The 19,179-nt window shown below is 63.8% G+C and carries 24 protein-coding genes; 16 read left to right on the forward strand and 8 right to left on the reverse strand.

The window, feature by feature from the left end:
* Positions 1 to 44: 44 nt before the first annotated feature.
* The 3 genes from PU724_RS01510 (at position 45) to PU724_RS01520 (ending at position 1,138) form a co-directional block, all read left to right on the forward strand.
* The gene (locus PU724_RS01510; RefSeq protein ID WP_354419314.1) at positions 45 to 233 is read left to right on the forward strand and encodes a hypothetical protein; all 189 of its coding nucleotides are present in this window, start codon (positions 45 to 47) and stop codon (positions 231 to 233) included.
* 112 nt (positions 234 to 345) lie between these two features.
* Entirely contained in the window at positions 346 to 774 is a 429-nt protein-coding gene (locus PU724_RS01515) for a VOC family protein (RefSeq protein ID WP_354419316.1), read from the forward strand.
* A 10-nt stretch (positions 775 to 784) separates the two neighbouring features.
* Positions 785 to 1,138, forward strand: a complete 354-nt coding sequence (locus PU724_RS01520; RefSeq protein ID WP_127286564.1) for a DUF1428 domain-containing protein — start codon at positions 785 to 787, stop codon at positions 1,136 to 1,138.
* 145 nt (positions 1,139 to 1,283) lie between these two features.
* Here PU724_RS01520 and PU724_RS01525 read toward each other — a convergent pair whose 3' ends face one another.
* Together PU724_RS01525 and PU724_RS01530 are read right to left on the reverse strand one after the other, a co-directional pair.
* Positions 1,284 to 2,918, reverse strand: a complete 1,635-nt coding sequence (locus PU724_RS01525; protein ID WP_354419318.1) for a tetratricopeptide repeat-containing sulfotransferase family protein — start codon at positions 2,916 to 2,918, stop codon at positions 1,284 to 1,286.
* A gap of 239 nt (positions 2,919 to 3,157) precedes the next feature.
* Positions 3,158 to 3,568 (reverse strand): Kazal-type serine protease inhibitor family protein, encoded by a 411-nt coding sequence (locus PU724_RS01530; protein WP_292101262.1) that lies wholly within the window; start codon positions 3,566 to 3,568, stop codon positions 3,158 to 3,160.
* Between the two features lie 512 nt (positions 3,569 to 4,080).
* Here PU724_RS01530 and PU724_RS01535 point away from each other — a divergent pair.
* The 3 genes from PU724_RS01535 to PU724_RS01545 all read left to right on the forward strand — a co-directional run bounded on the left by PU724_RS01535 (position 4,081) and on the right by PU724_RS01545 (position 5,478).
* Complete coding sequence (locus PU724_RS01535; RefSeq protein WP_006202520.1) at positions 4,081 to 4,293, forward strand: cold-shock protein; 213 nt, start codon at positions 4,081 to 4,083, stop codon at positions 4,291 to 4,293.
* A 350-nt stretch (positions 4,294 to 4,643) separates the two neighbouring features.
* Complete coding sequence (locus PU724_RS01540; protein ID WP_006202521.1) at positions 4,644 to 4,856, forward strand: cold-shock protein; 213 nt, start codon at positions 4,644 to 4,646, stop codon at positions 4,854 to 4,856.
* 193 nt (positions 4,857 to 5,049) lie between these two features.
* Complete coding sequence (locus PU724_RS01545) at positions 5,050 to 5,478, forward strand: BA14K family protein (RefSeq protein WP_126058702.1); 429 nt, start codon at positions 5,050 to 5,052, stop codon at positions 5,476 to 5,478.
* A 93-nt stretch (positions 5,479 to 5,571) separates the two neighbouring features.
* Here PU724_RS01545 and PU724_RS01550 read toward each other — a convergent pair whose 3' ends face one another.
* From PU724_RS01550 to PU724_RS01560, 3 genes are all read right to left on the reverse strand, one after another.
* A complete protein-coding gene (locus PU724_RS01550) occupies positions 5,572 to 6,213 on the reverse strand; it encodes an MBL fold metallo-hydrolase (RefSeq protein WP_354419320.1) in 642 nt (213 codons plus the stop codon).
* Positions 6,214 to 6,347: 134 nt separating this feature from the next.
* On the reverse strand, positions 6,348 to 6,665 hold the full coding sequence (locus tag PU724_RS01555; RefSeq protein WP_127285890.1) for a hypothetical protein: 318 nt from the start codon (positions 6,663 to 6,665) through the stop codon (positions 6,348 to 6,350).
* A 147-nt stretch (positions 6,666 to 6,812) separates the two neighbouring features.
* Positions 6,813 to 7,706, reverse strand: coding sequence for a branched-chain amino acid aminotransferase (locus tag PU724_RS01560; RefSeq protein WP_127285889.1), 894 nt, complete (start codon positions 7,704 to 7,706; stop codon positions 6,813 to 6,815).
* 244 nt (positions 7,707 to 7,950) lie between these two features.
* Here PU724_RS01560 and PU724_RS01565 point away from each other — a divergent pair, with 244 nt between their 5' ends.
* From PU724_RS01565 to PU724_RS01585, 5 genes are all read left to right on the forward strand, one after another.
* Positions 7,951 to 8,484 carry a MarR family winged helix-turn-helix transcriptional regulator gene (locus PU724_RS01565; RefSeq protein ID WP_127285888.1) on the forward strand — a complete coding sequence of 178 codons (534 nt, stop codon included), beginning with the start codon at positions 7,951 to 7,953 and terminating at the stop codon, positions 8,482 to 8,484.
* A complete protein-coding gene (locus PU724_RS01570; protein ID WP_126058697.1) occupies positions 8,471 to 9,190 on the forward strand; it encodes a response regulator in 720 nt (239 codons plus the stop codon). Before PU724_RS01565 ends, PU724_RS01570 begins: the two co-directional genes overlap by 14 nt.
* Positions 9,191 to 9,240: 50 nt before the next feature.
* Positions 9,241 to 10,656: an ATP-binding protein gene (locus PU724_RS01575; protein WP_127285887.1), complete on the forward strand. Its 1,416-nt coding sequence runs from the start codon at positions 9,241 to 9,243 to the stop codon at positions 10,654 to 10,656.
* A 237-nt stretch (positions 10,657 to 10,893) separates the two neighbouring features.
* Entirely contained in the window at positions 10,894 to 11,916 is a 1,023-nt protein-coding gene (locus tag PU724_RS01580; RefSeq protein ID WP_127285893.1) for a glycosyltransferase family 4 protein, read from the forward strand.
* A gap of 248 nt (positions 11,917 to 12,164) precedes the next feature.
* On the forward strand, positions 12,165 to 13,082 hold the full coding sequence (locus tag PU724_RS01585; RefSeq protein WP_245478193.1) for a hypothetical protein: 918 nt from the start codon (positions 12,165 to 12,167) through the stop codon (positions 13,080 to 13,082).
* A 61-nt stretch (positions 13,083 to 13,143) separates the two neighbouring features.
* On the opposite strand, the gene PU724_RS01590 is transcribed toward PU724_RS01585, so the two are convergent.
* From PU724_RS01590 to PU724_RS01600, 3 genes are all read right to left on the reverse strand, one after another.
* On the reverse strand, positions 13,144 to 13,503 hold the full coding sequence (locus PU724_RS01590; protein WP_127285886.1) for a tRNA-binding protein: 360 nt from the start codon (positions 13,501 to 13,503) through the stop codon (positions 13,144 to 13,146).
* A gap of 18 nt (positions 13,504 to 13,521) precedes the next feature.
* Complete coding sequence (locus PU724_RS01595; RefSeq protein ID WP_127285885.1) at positions 13,522 to 14,022, reverse strand: type III secretion system chaperone family protein; 501 nt, start codon at positions 14,020 to 14,022, stop codon at positions 13,522 to 13,524.
* 317 nt (positions 14,023 to 14,339) lie between these two features.
* A complete protein-coding gene (locus PU724_RS01600) occupies positions 14,340 to 14,642 on the reverse strand; it encodes an accessory factor UbiK family protein (protein ID WP_127285884.1) in 303 nt (100 codons plus the stop codon).
* Between the two features lie 182 nt (positions 14,643 to 14,824).
* Between PU724_RS01600 and PU724_RS01605 the strand changes: the two genes are divergently transcribed.
* The 5 genes from PU724_RS01605 to PU724_RS01625 all read left to right on the forward strand — a co-directional run bounded on the left by PU724_RS01605 (position 14,825) and on the right by PU724_RS01625 (position 19,137).
* Positions 14,825 to 15,064 (forward strand): BrnA antitoxin family protein, encoded by a 240-nt coding sequence (locus tag PU724_RS01605; protein ID WP_127285883.1) that lies wholly within the window; start codon positions 14,825 to 14,827, stop codon positions 15,062 to 15,064.
* 105 nt (positions 15,065 to 15,169) lie between these two features.
* Positions 15,170 to 16,024, forward strand: coding sequence for a prolipoprotein diacylglyceryl transferase (gene lgt / locus PU724_RS01610; RefSeq protein WP_127392946.1), 855 nt, complete (start codon positions 15,170 to 15,172; stop codon positions 16,022 to 16,024).
* Positions 16,021 to 17,088 (forward strand): class I SAM-dependent methyltransferase, encoded by a 1,068-nt coding sequence (locus PU724_RS01615; protein ID WP_354419328.1) that lies wholly within the window; start codon positions 16,021 to 16,023, stop codon positions 17,086 to 17,088. Before lgt ends, PU724_RS01615 begins: the two co-directional genes overlap by 4 nt.
* Before the next feature lie 103 nt (positions 17,089 to 17,191).
* Positions 17,192 to 17,986, forward strand: a complete 795-nt coding sequence (gene pgeF, locus PU724_RS01620; protein WP_354419330.1) for a peptidoglycan editing factor PgeF — start codon at positions 17,192 to 17,194, stop codon at positions 17,984 to 17,986.
* Positions 17,986 to 19,137: a M24 family metallopeptidase gene (locus PU724_RS01625; RefSeq protein WP_354419332.1), complete on the forward strand. Its 1,152-nt coding sequence runs from the start codon at positions 17,986 to 17,988 to the stop codon at positions 19,135 to 19,137. Before pgeF ends, PU724_RS01625 begins: the two co-directional genes overlap by 1 nt.
* Positions 19,138 to 19,179: the final 42 nt, after the last annotated feature.

Genomic DNA, 19,179 nt, shown 5'->3' on the forward strand with positions numbered 1-19,179 from the left:
GATGCCGACACGATGATGCCGGCATCAACCAGGGAGAATTCATCATGTCGGTCCTGTCATCCATCGGTCGCATCGCAACCCGGTACGCGGCGACGCGCGCCCGCTACCGCAGCGAGCGTATCCTGCTTTCGCTCCCTGCCGAACTGCGCAAGGACATCGGCGTTCCTGAAATCTTCGACGTGCAGTACAGCCCTCGTGCTGGCGCGGTAACCTGCTCGGCCTGGGTGATTTGACGGCGACCAGCCTCGGCGGTTCTAAAAAAATCCGAGACCCGTGTAGGATCGCGGCCGCCTCGTTCGTCCTGTGGTTCGCAAGGTCAGACCAAAACGCAAAGAGGAGCAGAAAATGACCGACCAGACCCCCGTTCAGCCGGCCGCCAAAGTGCTCGGTGGATTGACCCCCTATCTGCAGCTCGACGGCGCCTTCAAGGCCGCCGAATTCTACAAGAAGGCCTTCGGCGCCGAGCAGGTGTTCTTCTATCCGCCGGATGAGCAGGGCCGCACCATGCACATCCATCTCCACATCAACGGCTCGACGCTGATGATCTCCGACTTCTATCCCGAGCACGGCATGTCGCCCGTGAAGCCGCAGGGCTACACGATGCAGCTCCATCTCGGCAGCGACGACATCGAGGCCTGGTGGAACCGCGCCGTCGACGCCGGCTGCGAGGTCGTCATGCCGCTGCAGGTGATGTTCTGGGGCGACCAGTGGGGCAACATGCGCGATCCGTTCGGTGTCGAATGGGCGATGAACGCGCCTGTCAAGAAGGCATAGGAGAAGCACGATGTCCTATGTCGATGGTTTCGTCCTCGCCGTCCCCAAGGCAAATCTCGACGCCTATAAGAAGATGGCCGGGCAAGCAGGCACCATCTGGATGGAGTACGGCGCGCTCTCCTATGTCGAATGCATCGGCGACGACGTGCCCTATGGCGAGCTCACCTCGTTCCCGCGCGCCGTGCAGGCCAAGGACGACGAAGTCGTCGTCTTTGCTTGGGTTGTCTACGAGTCGCGAAAACGGCGCGACGAAGTGATGGCGAAAATTATGGTCGACGAGCGGCTGAAGGCCGATTGGCCGACAATGCCGTTCGACGGGAAGCGCATGATCTTTGGCGGCTTCCAGACGTTCATCGAGCTTTGAGGAGCTCGGCCCCAAGCTGGGTTGAGATTGAGGTCAGGCCGAGTCGAGAATGGCGGTTCCCGAGAACCGGAGCGGAGCGTACTTAACGTACGTGAGCACCGGAAGCGCAGGGAGCCGCCGTTCGCAGGCCGGCCTCACCTCAATATCAGCCTAGCTTGTCCAGCAGCGGCTTCAGCCTGTCCCCATAACGCTTCCACAAATCGACCGAGCCCTGGTACATCGGCTGACGCACCTGGGCGGCCGAGGCCGTGCGCACCGGACGGTCGGTCTCGTGGAAGGACAGCACCTTGTCGTCCCAGGGCAGGCCGAGATGCGCCATCAGCGCCCGCGTCTGCCCTTCCTGGTCGGCGACGAAATCCTCGTAGCGCACATCGTGAACGACGCCGGGCAGCACATTGCGCCAATGCGTCATGATGTCGGCATACAGATTGTGGAAGTCGGCGAGCTCGCCGAGATCGTAGCCGTAACGGTGGCTGTCGCCGCGGAAATGCACCTTGTAGATCGACAGGCAGGTGGCCGCCGCATCGCGCGCGCAATGGATGATCTTCGCCTGCGGCAGCATCAGATGGATGAAGCCGACCAGCAGGAAGTTGCCGGGCATCTTGTCGGTGACATGGCGGAAGCCCGGATAGCGGGCATGCAGCATATCGAGATAGGCCTCGCCCGCTTCGCCGAAGGCCTTGTCGGGCATGTCGGCGATGCCTTGCGGAAAGCCGCCCTTCATGGTGAGCGGAAACTGCTTGCCGACCGCCGTCTTCAGGATGCTGAGCTCACCCGCGCCAAAGACCTGCGGATGGCTGGCGATGATCTGCTCGACCAGCGTGGTGCCGGAACGCGGCATGCCGACGACGAAGATCGGCGTGTCGTCGGCGATCGAACTTGGCTTGTGCTTTTCGAAGAACGCCCTATCGAACGTCGCCTTCATCGCCTCGAATTCATCGCGCGTCCTCGCCGGATCGTAGTCGATGCCGGTGCGGCGGATGGCATTGCCCTCGGCGAAATAGTCGAAGGCGCGGGGATAATCCTTGAGGTCGTCATTGGCCTTGCCGAGGCCGAAGGAAAGCTGCATGCGCGCCAGGCTTCCCTGCGGCGCCTTGGCGTGCTGCGCCTCCATGCCGACGAGTTCGGCGTCGCGCTCGGTCTGGCGCTTGACCTGCGTCAGCAGCAGCCATGCCCTTGCCATGGCGGGAGCGATCGCCAGCGCCTGCCGGGCGAGATCGGCCGCCTCGTCCAGCTTGCCCTTCTCCATCATGCCGACGCCCAGTCCGTACAGCAGGTCGGCGTCCTTCGGCCGGATCGCCAGCGCCTCGCGGAACACCGCGATCGCCTCGTCCAGCCGCCCCGCCTCCTGCAGCGTCTCGGCCAGCCCGATGCGGGCGCGCACATGGAATGGATTGCGGCCGATCGTGCCGCGATAGATGTCTTCTGCGCCCTCGAACTGGCCGAGCTGCTTCAGCGCCGAGCCGAGATTGTCGCGCACCGCCAGCTGGTCCGGCCGCAACGTCACCGCCTTGCGGAACCAATCGACCGCAGCCGCGACGCGGCCGAGGTCGCGCAGCACGGTGCCCAGATTGTTGAGGAAATCGGGATTGCCGGGCTGCAGGCGCACCGACTGCTCGATCAGCGCCAGCCCCTCTTCGCCGCGCCCGGTCTGGTGCAGCAGAAGCCCGAGGAAATGCGCGGCCGCGGCATGGTTCGCCTTTTGCGCCAGCACCTGGCGGTAGAGCATCTCCGCCTCTTGCCGGCGGCCGGCCTGATGCAGTTGCAGCGCCTGCTGCACGCGCTGATCGAGCCCCAGCGTCTGCCCGCCAGGGCCGGAACCCGCGCCTCGTCTTGGATCTCTGGTGATGGGAAACCTGCCGTGTTTGTCCACTTGCCGGACCTAAGCCATGCGGCCGGCAGTTTCAAGACGCAACGGCTTCGCCGGTCGCGGATGGAGATGCCCATCTCCTCGGCAAAAAGGAGATGGGATCTGCCGCCGCAAGGCCCCGCCGCTCGCGACGACAAGGCCTTGCTTGCTCAGCATGGACCGTCACCGATGATGCGATAGTCCGCGGCGCGGGCCTCGCATCCATTCGGGAAGGTGCGCAGTTGCCCGCCGCGGCGGGCGCAGACCGGAGCGTATTCGCGGGTGCAGAATGTCGGCTCGTCGCCACCGCCGCCGCCACCGCCGTCGCGGCATGGGCCATCGCGCACGATGCGATACCCGGCCCGGTCGGCAAGGCAGGCATTGGCGAAGGTCTGGCGGTCGCCGCCGCGTCTGGCGCAGACCGGCTCATACTCTCTGGTGCAGAATTGCGGCTCCGGCCTTGGCGGCCGCGGGCGCGGTCCAGGACCTTCGTCAACCACCACCGTGCAGGCTGCTAGAAGCGCCGACAGGAACAGGAGAGCAAAGCCCTGTCGCGAGAACAGCATCGCAATAAATCTCATGAATACCTCCCGGCGCATGGGTCCAAAGAGCATGCGCAAATCAGAGTGCAATGACCCCCGCTCCGGCGCAAAACACGCCTGCCGATCCTCGCCATTCCTCTGACAAATGCAACCCCCGTTTGCGGACGAAATGGCGCCGCCGCTGGCGCCGTCCGGCCACCCGCGAGGGGCCGCTGGCCCATGCGTGGCCGGGCTCTGGCCGATGACCGGGGCATGGGGCCGGGTCTATCGAAGCGCTGCGTCGGGGGCGCCCATCGGGCCCACCCGCGGCGCTGTCTTGCAACCATCACGTTTCCGTGCGATAAATTCCGTGTTCGGGCATTTGCGACCCGGAGAGCGGAACGTTTTGGACGACCTTTCCCCGATACTGTGAATCTCTGACGGCCCCGTTTTTCGGCGGGGGGTTTGACCATGCGCCAATGCATGACTGCCGAAGCAACCACCGGGACATGCCCAAGGCGCCAGCGGCGGGCAAACCATATGACTGACACGGGTGAGAGGAGTTTCCCCCAATGGCCCAGACCGGCACCGTAAAGTTTTTCAACGCCACCAAAGGCTTCGGCTTCATCACGCCTGACGGCGGCGCCAAGGATGTGTTCGTCCATATCTCGGCGATCGAGGCTTCGGGCCTGCGCACCCTGGTCGACGGCCAGAAGGTCACCTTCGACGTCGAGCCCGACCGCATGGGCAAGGGTCCGAAGGCGGTCAATCTCCGCGCTGCCTGATCGATCGATCTGAGGCATCGCCCGCGCGGAGGAGCGATGGCGCGCTGCAAGGTCGTGAACCGGCTTCCGAGCCGGGCTGAATTCTCGAAGGCGCGACGGTCACCGTCGCGCCTTTTCCATGCCCGGTGGAGGGCTCGCCGAACGGTGCCGGGCATTCGGCTAACGGCGTGCACCAAAACGACAATTTGGATCACGGCACGCGAAGCGCGGCGGACGCAAAGCGCTGCCAAAATGCCTGCCGGGCGGGGCAAAAACTTTCTCTTGCCGATAGCGCTAAAATAAAGGACAAATTTCCACTCGGGCATTTGCCGGCCCGAAACTGGACTTTATGGGATCATAAGGAGCTTCCCATGCCGCAGACCGGCACCGTCAAGTTCTTCAATCATGCCAAAGGCTTCGGCTTCATCACGCCGGACGATGGCGCGAAGGATGTCTTCGTCCATATTTCGGCCGTGCAGGCGTCGGGTCTTCCCGGTCTTGAGGATGGGCAGAAAGTGACATTCGACACCGAGCCGGACAAGCGCGGCAAGGGTCCGAAGGCCGTCAACCTGTCGATCGGCTGAGCCGGTTCAGGACAGACCTGGCGGAGACTGATGAGGCGGGTCCGCTCTCGCCGGGTCTATGGTTTTGCGCAAGCAATCGAAATGTCAGGCCGGATTTCGTTCAGCCTCCGTTCAGCCACGGTCTCTTATTAACCTTTGCTAAAGCCGGTCCGCATCCCCCGAAAGTACACGGGCCGGCGCGAAGGAGACCGAAATGAACCGAATTCTCAAGACCGCCATTCTGTCCACCGGCATCGCCGCGACCATATTGGCCACCTTGCCGGCGGCCAACGCCGATGACTGGCGCTGGCGCCGTCACCATCACAACCACAACGACGCCCTCGCCGCCGGCGTTGTCGGCCTTGCTGCCGGCGCCCTGATCGCCGGCGCGTTGAGCAACCCGCAGCCTCGCTACAACAGCTATTACGAGCCGGGCTACGACGACTATGACTACCGCTATGTGCAGCCGGCTCCGGTTCGCCGCTACTATGCGCAGCCGCGCGTCGTCTATGCCGACCGCTATGCGGAACCGTGGACCCGTGCCTGGTACGAATACTGCTCGGACCGCTATCGCACCTTCAATTCCCGCACCGGTACCTTCACCGGCAATGATGGCGAGCAGCACTTCTGCGTCGCCAACTGAGGCTTCCCTGCCCCAAACAGGAAAGCGCTGACCGCAAGGCCAGCGCTTTTTTGTTTGGGGTCCTTTAGGCGCTCACCCAGGGGGTGTTGAGATTCAGGTCAGGAACGGATTGGTGCGGCGCTCCTCGCCGAAGCGGCCGCCCGGGCCGTGGCCGCAGATGAAGCCGATGTCGTCGCCGAGCGGCAGAAGCTTGTCCTTGATCGAAGCAATCAGCGCGGCGTGGTCCCCGCCGGGCAGGTCGGTGCGCCCGATCGAGCCGCGAAACAGCACGTCGCCGACATGGGCGAACTTGGCCGCACGGTTGAAGTAGACGACGTGGCCCGGCGCATGGCCGGGGCAATGCAGGACCTCGAAGACATGCTCCCCGAACGAGACCGCCTCGCCCTCGGCGAGGAAGCGGTCCGGCACGCAGTTGCGCACCGCGTCGGTGATGCCGAAGCGCTTGGCCTGGTTTTCGAGGTTGGCGAGCAGCGGCCTGTCGGCCTCGTGCGGGCCAATGATATCGACGCCGAGCGCCTCCTTCAGTTCCATCGCGCCTCCGGCATGGTCGATATGGCCATGGGTGATCCAGATAGCGCCGGCCCTGATGTCATTGTCCTTCAGCACCGCCAGCACCTTGTCGACATCGCCGCCGGGGTCGACGACGACTCCCTGTCTGTCGTCCATGTCGAAGAGGATCGTGCAGTTCTGCTGGAAGGGCGTGACCGGCACGATGCCGGCGTTGAGCTGACCCATGATTGTCCTTTCGCTGTGTCTTCTCCGATGTAGAGACACATGCGAACGGCGTCCACCGGCAGTGACGATCTCGATGAGCCGAAAACAAATGGGCGGCCGAAGCCGCCCATGCGAAAAGCCCGAACCCGGCAGGCCTATTTCTTCATCGCATTCAGGACCGCCCCGATGATGCCGGTCAGGATGGCGCCGCCGCCCGCGCCGCCAACGATGTTTGGAATGTTCAACGCGCTGCCCAATCCGCCTGCCGCCGCGGCAGCCGCCGCCGGATCGATCGTGCCACCGCCGAGCAGGCTGCCGAGGATCGCCGCGCCGCCGACGCCACCGATGGCACCGCCCAGGATTTTGGGAAGCTGACCCAACGCCGCTTGCTTCAGCGCCGCGCCCACTGCCTGACCACCAATGATACCCGTAATCACCTGAACAACGATCGCAACGAGCGTGTTCGTATCCATGTTAACAGTCCCTCCATGACTGCCAGCCTCCTCGGGCCGACGTCATCATGAGACGCTGAATTGGCCGAAAGTCAAATGCACTGGGGCTTAAATAAAAGGGGCGGCCTGAAAACCGCCCCCGTAAGACAAAAAAGTTGTGACTTATCGCTATTCTGCGGCGATCGCATGCTTTGGTTGCACTGCAGCAGAATAGTCATTCATCAGCGACTTGGCGATCTCGCCAACCTCGAATCGGTATGGACCGATCTCCGAAACCGGCGTCACTTCGGCTGCCGTGCCGGTGAGGAAGCACTGCTCGAAGCCCTCGAGTTCTTCCGGCATGATTGCGCGCTCGATCACCTCCAGGCCGCGTTCCTTGGCGAGGCCGATGACTGTGCGACGGGTGATGCCGTCGAGGAAGCAGTCGGGCTTCGGCGTATGGATCTTGCCGTCCTTGACGAAGAAGATGTTGGCGCCGGTCGCCTCGGCGACCTGGCCGCGCCAGTCCAGCATCATGGCGTCGGCATAGCCCTTGGCCTCGGCGGCATGCTTGGACAGCGTGCAGATCATGTAGAGGCCGGCGGCCTTCGACTTCGACGGCGCGGTGCGCGGATCGGGCCGGCGCCATTCGGCGAGGTCGAGGCGAATGCCCTTCAGTTTCTGCGCCGGGTCGAAATAGCTCGGCCACTGCCAGATGGCGATGGCGCAGTTGATACGGTTGTTCTGCGCCGAAACGCCCATCTGCTCGCTGCCGCGCCAGGCGATCGGGCGCACATAGGCGTCCTGGAAGCCCTGCTTCTTCAACAGCGTGCGGCAGGCGTCGTCGAGTTCGGCGACCGTGTAGGGGATCTTGAAGCCTAGCAGGCGCGCCGATTCATGCAGGCGCTCGGTGTGCTCGGTGAGCTTGAAGATCTCGCCGCCATAGGCGCGCTCGCCCTCGAAGACGGCGCTGGCATAGTGCAGGCCATGGGTCAGCACATGAATCTTGGCGTCGGCCCACGCGACGAACTCGCCGTTCATCCAGATGAAGCCGTCCAGTTGGTCGAAAGGAACGGATGCCATGGAAACCTCCCGCGGGCGAAAGCCCGCACATCGTTGTATCGTGTGTTTCGTGTCGGCCGCGGCACGCGGCCGGGGTCCGAAAGCGTAGGCGGATATCAAATGTATGGCAAACTCAGGAAGTTCCGGAAAAACGGCTCCCCCTTGCCTTTTCGTTCGCAATCCGCCGAAAAGCTTGTCAAAAATTACCATTGCCGGGAAATTACGTCAATAGTACTGACATAATTCCCCTTCGCATGGAGACAAGATGACGGATCAGAGCAACGCCGCCGGCAAACCGATCAGGACGGCGATCACCGACGAGGACGGCATCGACTTCGCCATCATCGAGCTGCTTTTCTTTGCCTATCGCGACTTCACTTCCGATCCGGACCAGATTCTGGCCGACTACGGCTTCGGCCGCGCCCATCACCGTGTCCTGCATTTCGTCAACCGCAGGCCTGGCCTGACCGTCGCCGAATTGCTCGACGTGCTCAAGATCACCAAGCAGAGCCTGGCGCGCGTGCTCAAGCAGCTCATCGACACCGACCATATCGTCCAGTTGCAAGGGCCGCGCGACCGCCGCCAGCGCGAACTTTACCCGACCGCCAAGGGCCGCGCCCTGGCCCTGGCGCTGGCGCGGCCACAGTCACGCCGCATCCATGCTGCATTGGAGGATTCCGGTGCCGCCGACCGCGCCTCGATCGAACGTTTCCTGGAAGCGATGGTCAATCCGGAACTAAGAGCGCAGATCGACATTGTGCCTGCGAAAATATCGGGGAAGAGCCATGGAGACCATTGAGAGGGTTGATCATCCGACAGCGCCGGACGACGACGCGCCGCATCTGCTTGTGGTCGATGACGACACCCGTATCCGCAACCTGCTCAAGCAGTACCTGTCCGAAAACGGCTTCCGCGTCACCGTCGCCGGCAATTCCGGCGAGGCCCGGCGCAAGCTCGCCGGCCTCGATTTCGACCTGCTCGTGCTCGACGTGATGATGCCGGGCGAAACCGGCGTCGACCTCACCAAGGCGCTCAGGGCCGAAAAGAACGTGCCGATCCTGATGCTGACGGCGCTGTCCGAAACCGACAGCCGCATCACCGGATTGGAGGCCGGCGCGGACGACTATTTGCCGAAGCCGTTCGACCCGCGCGAGCTGATCCTGCGCATCAACAACATCCTGCGCCGTGGCGGCCCGGTGGCGACGCCCAAGGTCGAGCAGCTGGTGTTCGGCCCCTACACCTTCCAGATCGCCAGGCGCGAGCTGAAGCGTGGCGGCGAGGCGCTGAAGCTGACTGATCGCGAGCAGGAGATCCTGGCGATTTTTGCCGCGCGCGCCGGCGAGACCATACCGCGCCATGAGCTGGTCGGCGACGAGTCGGATGTCGGCGAGCGCACCATCGATGTCCAGATCAACCGGCTGCGCCGCAAGATCGAGCGCGACCCGTCCAACCCGGTCTGGCTGCAGACGGTGCGCGGTATTGGGTATCGGCTCAGCGTGGAATAGATTATCTGTAAGGCCCTTTGCTGAACGGCCGTTGACGAGCGGAAGGGCGGATGGCGACCACGCAACTGGAAAGGCCGGGAAATGACGGCTTGAGCGATCGCGCGATGCGAGTGCTGAAAGCCATGTCGCGCGCCTGGAACCGGTTCTGGCGCCTGGTCGCGCTATACATGCCGAAGCGGCTCTACGCCCGCTCCCTGATCATCGTCATCGCGCCGATGATCCTGCTGCAGTCGGTCGTCGCCTTCGTCTTCATGGAACGCCACTGGCAGACCGTGACGCAGCGCCTGTCGCAGGCGACCGTGCGCGACATCGCCGCCATCATCGACATGATGGAAACCTATCCGCACGATGCCGACTACGCCAACATCATCCGCATCGCCCAGGATCGCATGCAGCTCAAGGTCGACCTTTTGCCGCCCGATCCGCTGCCGCCGCCCGGACCGAAACCGTTCTTCTCGATCCTCGACGAGATCCTCTCGGCCGAGATCACCCGCCAGATCAACCGGCCGTTCTGGATCGACACCGTCGGCAATTCCAACATCGTCGAGGTCCGCGTCCAGCTCGAGGGCAAGGTGCTGCGCGTCTTCGTGCGCCGCAGCCAGGCCTATGCCTCCAACACCCACATCTTCCTGATCTGGATGGTCGGCACCTCGCTGGTGCTGCTGATGATCGCCATTCCTTTCCTGCGCAACCAGATCCGGCCGATCCTGACGCTTGCCGAGGCCGCCGAGAGCTTCGGCAAAGGACGGCCGATGCCGCGGGATTTCCGCCCGCGCGGCGCCGAGGAGGTTCGCCGCGCCGGCTTTGCCTTCATCCAGATGCGCGAGCGCATCGAACGCCAGATCGAGCAGCGCACCGCCATGCTGACCGGCGTCAGTCATGACCTCAGGACCATCCTCACCCGCTTCAAGCTGCAGCTGGCGCTGGCGCCCGGCAAGGCCGAGACCAAGGCGGCGCTCGACCAGGACATCGACGACATGCAGTCGATGCTCGAGGGCTATCTCGCCTTCGCCCGCGGCGAGGCATCGGAGGACCCCGGCCGTTTCGACCTCGACGCCTATTTCCAGAAACTCGGCGAGGAGGCAGCGCTGCGCAAATGCAAGCTGTCGACCACGCTTGTCGGCGATCCGCACGTGCACGTGCGTCCGAACGCCTTCGCCCGGCTCTTGTCCAACGTCATCGGCAACGCCTTCCGCTATGCGAGGACCGTGGAGATCAACGCCGATCACAGAGGCGGCTCGCTTCAAGTCACCGTCGATGACAACGGGCCGGGCATTCCGCGCGAAAAGCGCGAGGAAGTGTTCAAGCCCTTCCTGCGGCTCGACGAGGCGCGCAACCTCGACGCCAGCGGGACCGGCCTTGGCCTCTCCATCGCCCGCGATATCGCCCGCAGTCATGGCGGCGACATCATGCTGGAAGACAGCCCGCTTGGCGGCCTGCGCGCGGTAATCAAGGTTCCGGCCTAGCCCGGGGTTTCCAAGCAAGAATTGCCGGCTTCATCCGCTCGTCATGAAACCATGGTGAAGAGCGCGCATGAAACGTGTGACTTTAGTTGATTCGGCCCTGCCGCCCCGGTTCGAGCCCGCGCCTTCAAGGGTGCGCTGGAGCGAAGCGCGAGCTGCCGCCTGGTCGCCGTTCCGGCATCGTATCAAGGCAAAAGACGACCTTTCCGGCAAAGGGCCGCCATGCGCATCGGGATCGCCATGCGTATCCTGATGGTCACCGACGCCTGGCGTCCGCAAGTCAACGGCGTCGTCCATACGCTGGAGCGGCTCACCGAAACGCTGAAATCCTTCGACGTCGAACTGGATTTCCTGACCCCGAACATCTTCCGCACCTTGCCGCTGCCGACCTATCCCGATATCCGCCTGGCGCTGACGACGCCTGGCCACGTCGCGCGCCTGATCGATCGGCGCAAGGCCGACCACATCCATATCGTCACCGAAGGTCCGCTGGGCATCATGGCCAGGCGCTATTGCCGCAATGCCGGCCGTCCCTTCACCACCAGCTACCACACCCGCTTTCCCGAATATCTGAGCGCCCGGCTGCCGGTGCCCGAGAGCTGGGCCTATCGCTGGCTGCGCGATTTCCACAATTCCGGTCAGGGCACGCTAGTCGCCACCCAGTCGCTGGCGGACGATCTTGCCGCGCGCGGCTTCAACAAGCTGAAGCCCTGGACGCGCGGCGTCGATACCGACCATTTCCGGCCGGACAAGCGCAAGGACATGGGATTTCCCGGTCCGGTCTTCCTGTGCGTCGGCCGCGTCGCGATCGAGAAGAACCTGGGCGCCTTCCTCGACCTCGATTTGCCCGGCAGCAAGGTCGTCGTCGGCGAAGGGCCGGAGCTGGCGAAGCTCAAGGCACGCTATCCCAACGCCCATTTCCTTGGCCATCGCCCGAATGACGAACTGGCCGAGATCTATGCCTCGGCCGACGTCTTCGTCTTCCCGAGCCGCACCGACACCTTTGGCAACGTCATCATCGAGGCGCTGGCCAGCGGTACGCCGGTCGCCGCCTATCCGGTCACCGGACCGATCGACATTGTCGGCGACGGCGTCGGCGGCGCGGTCTCCGAAGATTTGCGTGAGGCTGCCCTTGCCGCGCTCCACGTCGACCGCAACGAGGCGCGCCAGCGCGCCATGCGCTACAGCTGGAAGGCTTGCGCGGAAATGTTCCTCGACACGGTCGAGGAAGCGCTGGGAACGACGCACAAGCTGGCGGCCTGACCGTTGGCAGTTGTGTGGCCTCTTCGATGCCGCCCTCTCGTGCATTTCCCGCAGAAGATCCCGAACATCGACAATTCGCCAAAGTCTTCCGCGTGAAGTTTTTGAGATGCGCTGAGAGACCGAGGGCCGACGAGCTTAAATCCCGCGAGCGTGTTCCTTGCGAGACCTTGCGCGACAGTTGATCGCAGTGCATTATTCTGCGTGTGTAGTTCCTAGCGGGAGCGACGCCGATTTCAACGCTGGACGAATTGCCTGCCGTATCGCCGAAACGTCGCCTCCTGCGCGTCGGTAAGACCGTTGCGACGGTGTTAGGCTATTGCCGGGCGAATGCCTGGCCACTCTTCGTGGCCGCCTGGGTTCCCTGCTTTCTGATGACGCTCTGTCTGGCGGCGCTTGTCCTTATTCTCTTTGCCGATCCGGAGCAGGTGCCTGCCTGGCTCCTATCGCAAGGCTTTGCCCACGGGACTTGGCTTTCCGCGATTGTTGCCGCGCCGTTCTCGGCGATGGTCTTTGCATTCGTCCTGGATCGCATGGCAAACGCGCCCGAGCGCGGCCATATCGTTGTTCGACGCGGCATTGACCGAGTCAAACGCTTCGCTATCCCGGGCGTGCGCTTTGAGCTCGGCCAACGGATTCTTCTGGCTGCGTTGCTTCTCGCGGCCGTCCAGCTTCTTTGCGGCTTTGCGGTCGCCGGCGAGCACAGACTGTTTGTTGCCGGCCTACTGGCCACACATGACCTGCCGCTCAGCCCCGAGGACGTCGCTTCCTGGGCGATGGCGAGGGGAATCTTCAACATGCTTGTGGGCGGTTTCATACTTGCCTGGGAATATCTCCTTGTCGGCGATTTTCTCTGGACGGGCTCGTTTGATCCAGTCGGGTGCTGGCGTGCGCTCGACGGCAATCGTCTGCGTTTCGTCGCCATAATGTTCATCGTTTTCGCAATAGTTGCCATACTCAAATATGGGCTGGGCCTCGCCGTAGGCTTGATCCTGATTCCCGCGGACGGCGCGTCGCCTTCCTTCTTGAACCGTATGCTGATGCATTTCGGACTGGCCTGGCCGTTCGACGGCCTGCATCTGGTGCTCTCGGCAGCAGCGGTCGGAACTATTCTCGGCGCGTTCCGGACTCCAGCCATCGCTTCAGTCCGGCCGGCTGCAGCACCGTGATGGCGCTCGCCGGGGCTTGCTGGCGGCGCTGTGTGGATGACTGTAGCCTGCTCGCTAAATCCTAGAACAGCCGTCCGCCGTCAGGCACCTTGCGCTCAATGGCGCCGAGCACCACGGCGCCCTCCTCGTCGGGAAAGCCGAGCGTCAGCACTTCCGACATGAACTTTCCGATCTGGCGCGGCGGGAAATTGACCACCGCGAACACCTGCCGGCCGACAAGCGTCTCCGGCGCATAGTATTTGGTGATCTGCGCCGACGATTTCTTCACCCCGATCGCAGGGCCGAAATCGATCTTCAGCTTGAATGCCGGCTTGCGCGCCTCGGGGAAAGGCTCGGCCTCGATGATGGTGCCGGCGCGAATGTCGACCCGGTCGAAATCGGCGAAACTGATTTCGGGCTTGCGCGCGCCACTCGCACTCATCTTGGATCCTGATCCGGCTCAGGCGGTGCCGTAGGTCTCGAACAGCACGCCGGCAAGCGCGTCCTTGGCCGAGGTCCCCGACCAGACAACGAACTGGAAGGCCTGGAAATAGCATTCGCAGGCCTCGAGAGCCGACGACAGCAGCACCTCGACCTGCTGGCTCGACGGCTCGACCCCGCCGGCAAGCAGCAGCGACTGGCGGAACATGATCGCGCCCTCCTGCTCCCACAGGTCGAAATGGCCGAACAGCATCTGCTCGTTGATCAACGACAAGAGCCGCATCACCTCCAGCGCGCGCGTCTCGGGCACCTTGATGTCGAAGGCGCAGGCCAGATGCAGCGCCTCGAAATCCTCCATCCAGGAGAAGGAGACATGATAGTCGGTCCAGCTTCCCGCCACCGAAATCGAAATCTCATCGTCGCCGGCACGCTCGAACGACCAGTCATTGTTGTGGGCCACCTGCTCGATGACATCCACCGGGTGGATTTCGCGGGAGAATTCGAGTTCGAGAAGTTCCATGGATGCTTCCTGTGTTCAGGGGAGCGCCACACGCTCCGCGGGGCACACACGACGAACAATCTTGTCTAGAACTCGGACGGCCAGGAACTTCGTCAAACGCAAAGACCCCAGACCGGACCCCACCGCCCGGCGCATGACCCTGCTTCGAATCATGCAACAAATTCAGTCTATTGATCGGGAGTCGCGTGACCAGCCCAATTTTTCGCACTGCGTCATTCGCATGTGGAAAGGCGCTGTCACGATGATTCATGCAATGCCGGTAAGCGATTCACGGCAAAGCGCTTTTTCGGATTGTGCTTTGTGGAAAAGTTTAACGATTATTTTTTCGTTTTGGCCTTCGTCGCCGCCGCTGGTGCGGCCTGCCCGGTGAGTTCGGCAAGCTTCGCCTCGAGCGCCTCGATGCGGGCGGCGAGCAGGACGTTGTCTTCACGGGCTTTCACCGCCATCTCGCGTGCGGCCTCGAACTCCTCGCGCTGCACCACGTCCATGGTATTCAGGATGCGCTCGGCCTGGCCCTTGAAGGCCGTCTCCACTTCGCGCCGCACGCCTTGCGCGGCGCCGGCGGCATCCGTCATCAGCTTGGCGAATTCATCGAGAATGCGGTTCGGTCCGGTCGACATGGCAAATCCTCGCTTGCTCGATTTGACGTAGTGGCGCGCGGCGCGGAATGCAAGAACGTTGCGGCGGCTGCGGCATCGCACCTCGCCGGCCGAGCCTGTACGTGATGGCGCCACGTGGCCTATTGTAGTGCTTTCAAGTCGACCTGCGTCAAGCACGAGTCGCTCTCAGTCAGGGTCAACCAATGACAACGCCCCCGCGCCGACCGACAAATCCGATGGCAGCCGCGGAGGCTGCCTTCAAGCCGATCAAGAAACCGGCGACCCCAATTCGCGAACCCTCAGCCGCGCCGAACGTAAGAGAGCTTGTTTCGATCAGAATCGATCGTGCCGTGCTGGACCACTTCCAGGAAGACGGTCCCGGCTGGCAGGACAGGATCAATGACGCTCTAAGGCGGATGGTCGGCGGCAAGCTTCAGGATTGACCCCGCCATCTGCGGCGGCCAAGGCAACCACCACCTTGCCTTGACCCTGCCAAAACCCTGCCGCATGGTCCGCGCTCGAAACCAGACCGCACCCGGGAGACCCTGTTGAGCGAATATTTCCTGCTGCCGCTGGCCTCCCTGCCCTTCCCCAACATTGACCCGGTCATCGTCCAGATCGGCCCGCTGGCGGTGCACTGGTACGGCGTCGGCTACATCGTCGGCATCCTCTTTGCCTGGTGGTACGCCAAGCGCCTCGTCACCAATGCCAGGCTGTGGCCGGACGGCGCCTTGCCGATGAAACCGGAGGATCTCGACGACTTCATTGTCTGGGCAGCGATCGGCGTCGTGGTCGGCGGGCGCGCCGGCTATGTGCTGTTCTACGACCTGGCGCGCTACATCGCGCATCCGCTCGACATCGTCGCCGTCTGGCAGGGCGGTATGTCGTTCCATGGCGGCCTGCTCGGCGTCATCCTCGCCATGACGCTGTTCTCCTTCAAGCGCGGCATCCGCACATGGACGCTGTTCGATGTGGTGTCGGCGGGCGTGCCGGTCGGGCTTGGCCTTGTGCGCGTCGCCAACTTCATCAATTCCGAGCTCTGGGGGCGACCGACCGACGTGCCATGGGCGGTGGAATTCCCCAATGGCGGTCCGTTCTCGCGCCATCCGAGCCAGCTTTACGAAGCCCTCCTCGAAGGCCTGGTGCTGTTCCTCGTGCTGCGCTTCCTCACCCATTCCAGGCTGAAGCTGAAGACGCCGCGCTTCGTCGGCGGCGCCTTCATCTGCGGCTACGGCCTGTCGCGCATCTTTGTCGAATTCTTCCGCGAGCCGGACCAGCAGCTCGGCTACCTGCTCGGCACCAACTGGCTGACCATGGGCATGATCCTGTCGACGCCCATGGTGCTGGCCGGCATCTGGGCGATGGCCACGGCCAGGCCGGTGACGCAGACGCAACCGGCATGACGCGGCTGAAGACCCGCATCATCGATCTCATCGGTGCGGTGGGGCCGATCCCGGTCAGTGAATACATGGCGCTTTGCCTGTTCGATCCCGAGGATGGCTATTACACCACCCGCGAGCCTTTCGGCGCGGCGGGCGATTTCGTCACCGCGCCGGAGATCAGCCAGATGTTCGGCGAGCTGGTCGCCGTCTGGCTCTACCAGGCCTGGCAGGCTTCTGGCCGGCCGCTGCCCGCAACCATCGCCGAGATCGGCCCCGGCCGCGGCACGCTGATGAAGGACATGCTGCGCGCCGTCCTGCGGCTCGATCCCGGCTTCGCCGCCGGCGTCTCGTTCGCCATGATCGAGACCAGCCCGCGCCTGGCCGAAATCCAACAGCGGACGCTTGCGGACCACACGGTCAAGCTCGACTGGCACCAAACCATCGAGACGCTGCCGAAAACGCCGCTCTTCATCGTCGGCAACGAACTGTTCGACGCCGTGCCCATCCGCCAGTTCGTTCGGACCATCTCCGGCTGGCGCGAACGCATGGTCGGCCTCGACGACGAGGATGGCCTGCGCTTCTTCGCCGGCGCCGGCTCGGTCGATCCCTCCCTGCTGCCAGCGGGCGCCGCCGACGCCCCGGAAGGGGCTGTGGTCGAAGTGGCGCCTGCCCGCGCGGCTCTGATGGCGGCCATTGCCGAACGGATAGCCAGACATGGCGGCGCCGGCCTGTTCATCGACTACGGCCATCTTCAGCCCGGCATCGGCGACACGCTGCAGGCCTTGCGCAAGCACGATCACGACAATGTGCTGGCCAATCCCGGCGAGGCCGACCTGACCGCGCATGTCGATTTCGCCGCCCTCGCCGCCGTGGTCCGGGCCCACGGCCTCGATGTCCAGATGACGACGCAAGGCGACTTTCTGCTCGGCCTGGGCCTGCTCGTGCGCGCCGGCCAGCTTGGCGCCAAAGCCGATGACAGCGTGCGGCAGGCCATTTCCGACGCCGTCGAGCGTTTGGCCGGACCGGATGCGATGGGCGAGCTCTTCAAGGTATTGAAAATCCAGCCGAAAGCGGGCACGTCCTGATCCGCCGACGAGGCCCGGTCGGCATCGGACGCACGCCGCCTGTTCGAGCCTCGTTCCGAACTTCGCCTTGACGAAATCCTCGGCGCGGACAACAAACCCATCCATGCTTGATCAGACCAAACCGGATCCTGTTCGCTCGCCGCTGCTCGACGCCGCCAGGACACACGGCATCCGCCACGGCTATTTCACCCGCATTGGCGGCGTCTCCGCCGGCATCTATCGCGGCCTCAATATCGGCACCGGCTCGAATGACGACCAGGAGCGCGTTGCCGAGAATCGCCGCCGCGTCGCCGACTGGATGGGCGTGCCGGCCAGCCATTTGCTGACCGCTCATCAGGTCCATTCGCCCGATGTCGTCATCGCCAGGGAACCCTTTGCCGGCCCGCGCCCCCAGGCCGACGCCATCGTCACCGACCGGCCGGGCATTGCCGTCGGCGCCTCGACGGCCGATTGCGGGCCGGTACTGTTCGCCGACGCCGAGGCGCGCGTCGTCGGCGCCGCGCATGCCGGCTGGAAAGGCGCCTTCGCCGGCGTGCTTGAAAACACCATTGCGGCGATGGAAAGCCTCGGCGCCCGCCGCGAGCGGATCGTGGCGGTACTCGGACCGTCGATCGGGCCGGAGAATTACGAGGTCGGCCCGGAATTCGTCGCTCGTTTCGTCGACGCCGATGCCGGCAATGTCAGCTATTTCGCGCCCTCGGCAAAGCCCGGCCACGCCATGTTCGACCTCAACCTCTATACGGTCGACCGGCTGAGAAATGCCGGGGTCACCGCGGAGGGACTCGGCCGCTGCACTTACACTGAAGAAGACCTTTTCTATTCCTACCGGCGCACCACCCATCGCAAGGAAGCGGATTACGGGCGCCAGGTTTCGGCAATTGTTTTGGAGAAAGAATAATGGCGTTGCACTTCGAACGATCGGAATTCGATGCGCGGCGCGACCGGCTGATCATCGAGATGACGGAGAAGAAGCTCGACGCCGTGCTCCTGTTCGCACAGGAGAGCATGTACTGGCTGACCGGCTACGACACGTTCGGCTTCTGCTTCTTCCAGTGCCTTGTGGTGAAGGCCGACGGCTCGATGGTGCTGCTGACCCGCTCCGCCGATCTCAGGCAGGCGCGCCAGACCTCGATCATCGACAACATCGTTCTGTGGACCGACCGCGACGGCGCCAATCCGGCGATCGACCTGCGCAACCTGCTCAACGAACTCGATCTGCTCGGCGCCCGCATCGGCGTCGAATACGACACCCACGGCCTGACGGCGTATAACGGCCGCCGCCTCGACGAGCAGTTGCAGACCTTCGGCCAGATCGCCGATGCCTCCGGCATCGTCGGCCGGCTGCGCCTGTTCAAGAGCCCGGCCGAGATCGCCAAGGCCGAAAAGGCCGCCAGCCTCTCCGACGACGCGCTCGACGCGGCCCTGCCGCTGATCAAGCAGGGCGGCGACGAAGCGCTGATCCTCGCCGCCATGCAGGGCGCGGTCTTTGCCGGCGGCGGCGACTACCCGGCCAATGAGTTCATCATCGGCTCCGGGGCCGAGGCGCTGCTTTGCCGCTACAAGGCCGGTCGCCGCAAGCTGACCAAGAACGACCAGCTGACGCTCGAATGGGCCGGCGTCTTCCACCACTATCACGCGCCGATGATGCGCACGGTGCTGACCGGCAAGGTTTCGAAGCGCCATCAGGAGCTGTTCGATGCCGCCCGCGCCGCGCTTCTGGCGGTGGAGAAGGCGATGACGCCGGGCAACACTTTCGGCGACGTCTTCGACGCGCACGCCCGCACGCTCGAAGCCCACAATCTGACCAAGCACCGGCTGAACGCATGCGGCTATTCGGTTGGGGCCCGCTTCACCCCGTCCTGGATGGACATGCCGATGTTCTATCAGGGCAATCCCGAGCCGATCGCGCCCAACATGACGCTGTTCGCCCACATGATCATCATGGACTCCGAAACCGAGACTGCGATGACCCTGGGCAGAACGTACCTGACCACCGAATCGCAGCCGAGGCCGCTGTCCCGCCATGATCTCGACTTGATCGTACAGTGAATCCATAATGGCAGGTTCGCGAGGGGCGTTCTTCGCCAGGGA

Origin of the sequence: Mesorhizobium abyssinicae (genome assembly GCF_049887195.1) — a bacterium.
GTDB lineage: Bacteria > Pseudomonadota > Alphaproteobacteria > Rhizobiales > Rhizobiaceae > Mesorhizobium > Mesorhizobium abyssinicae.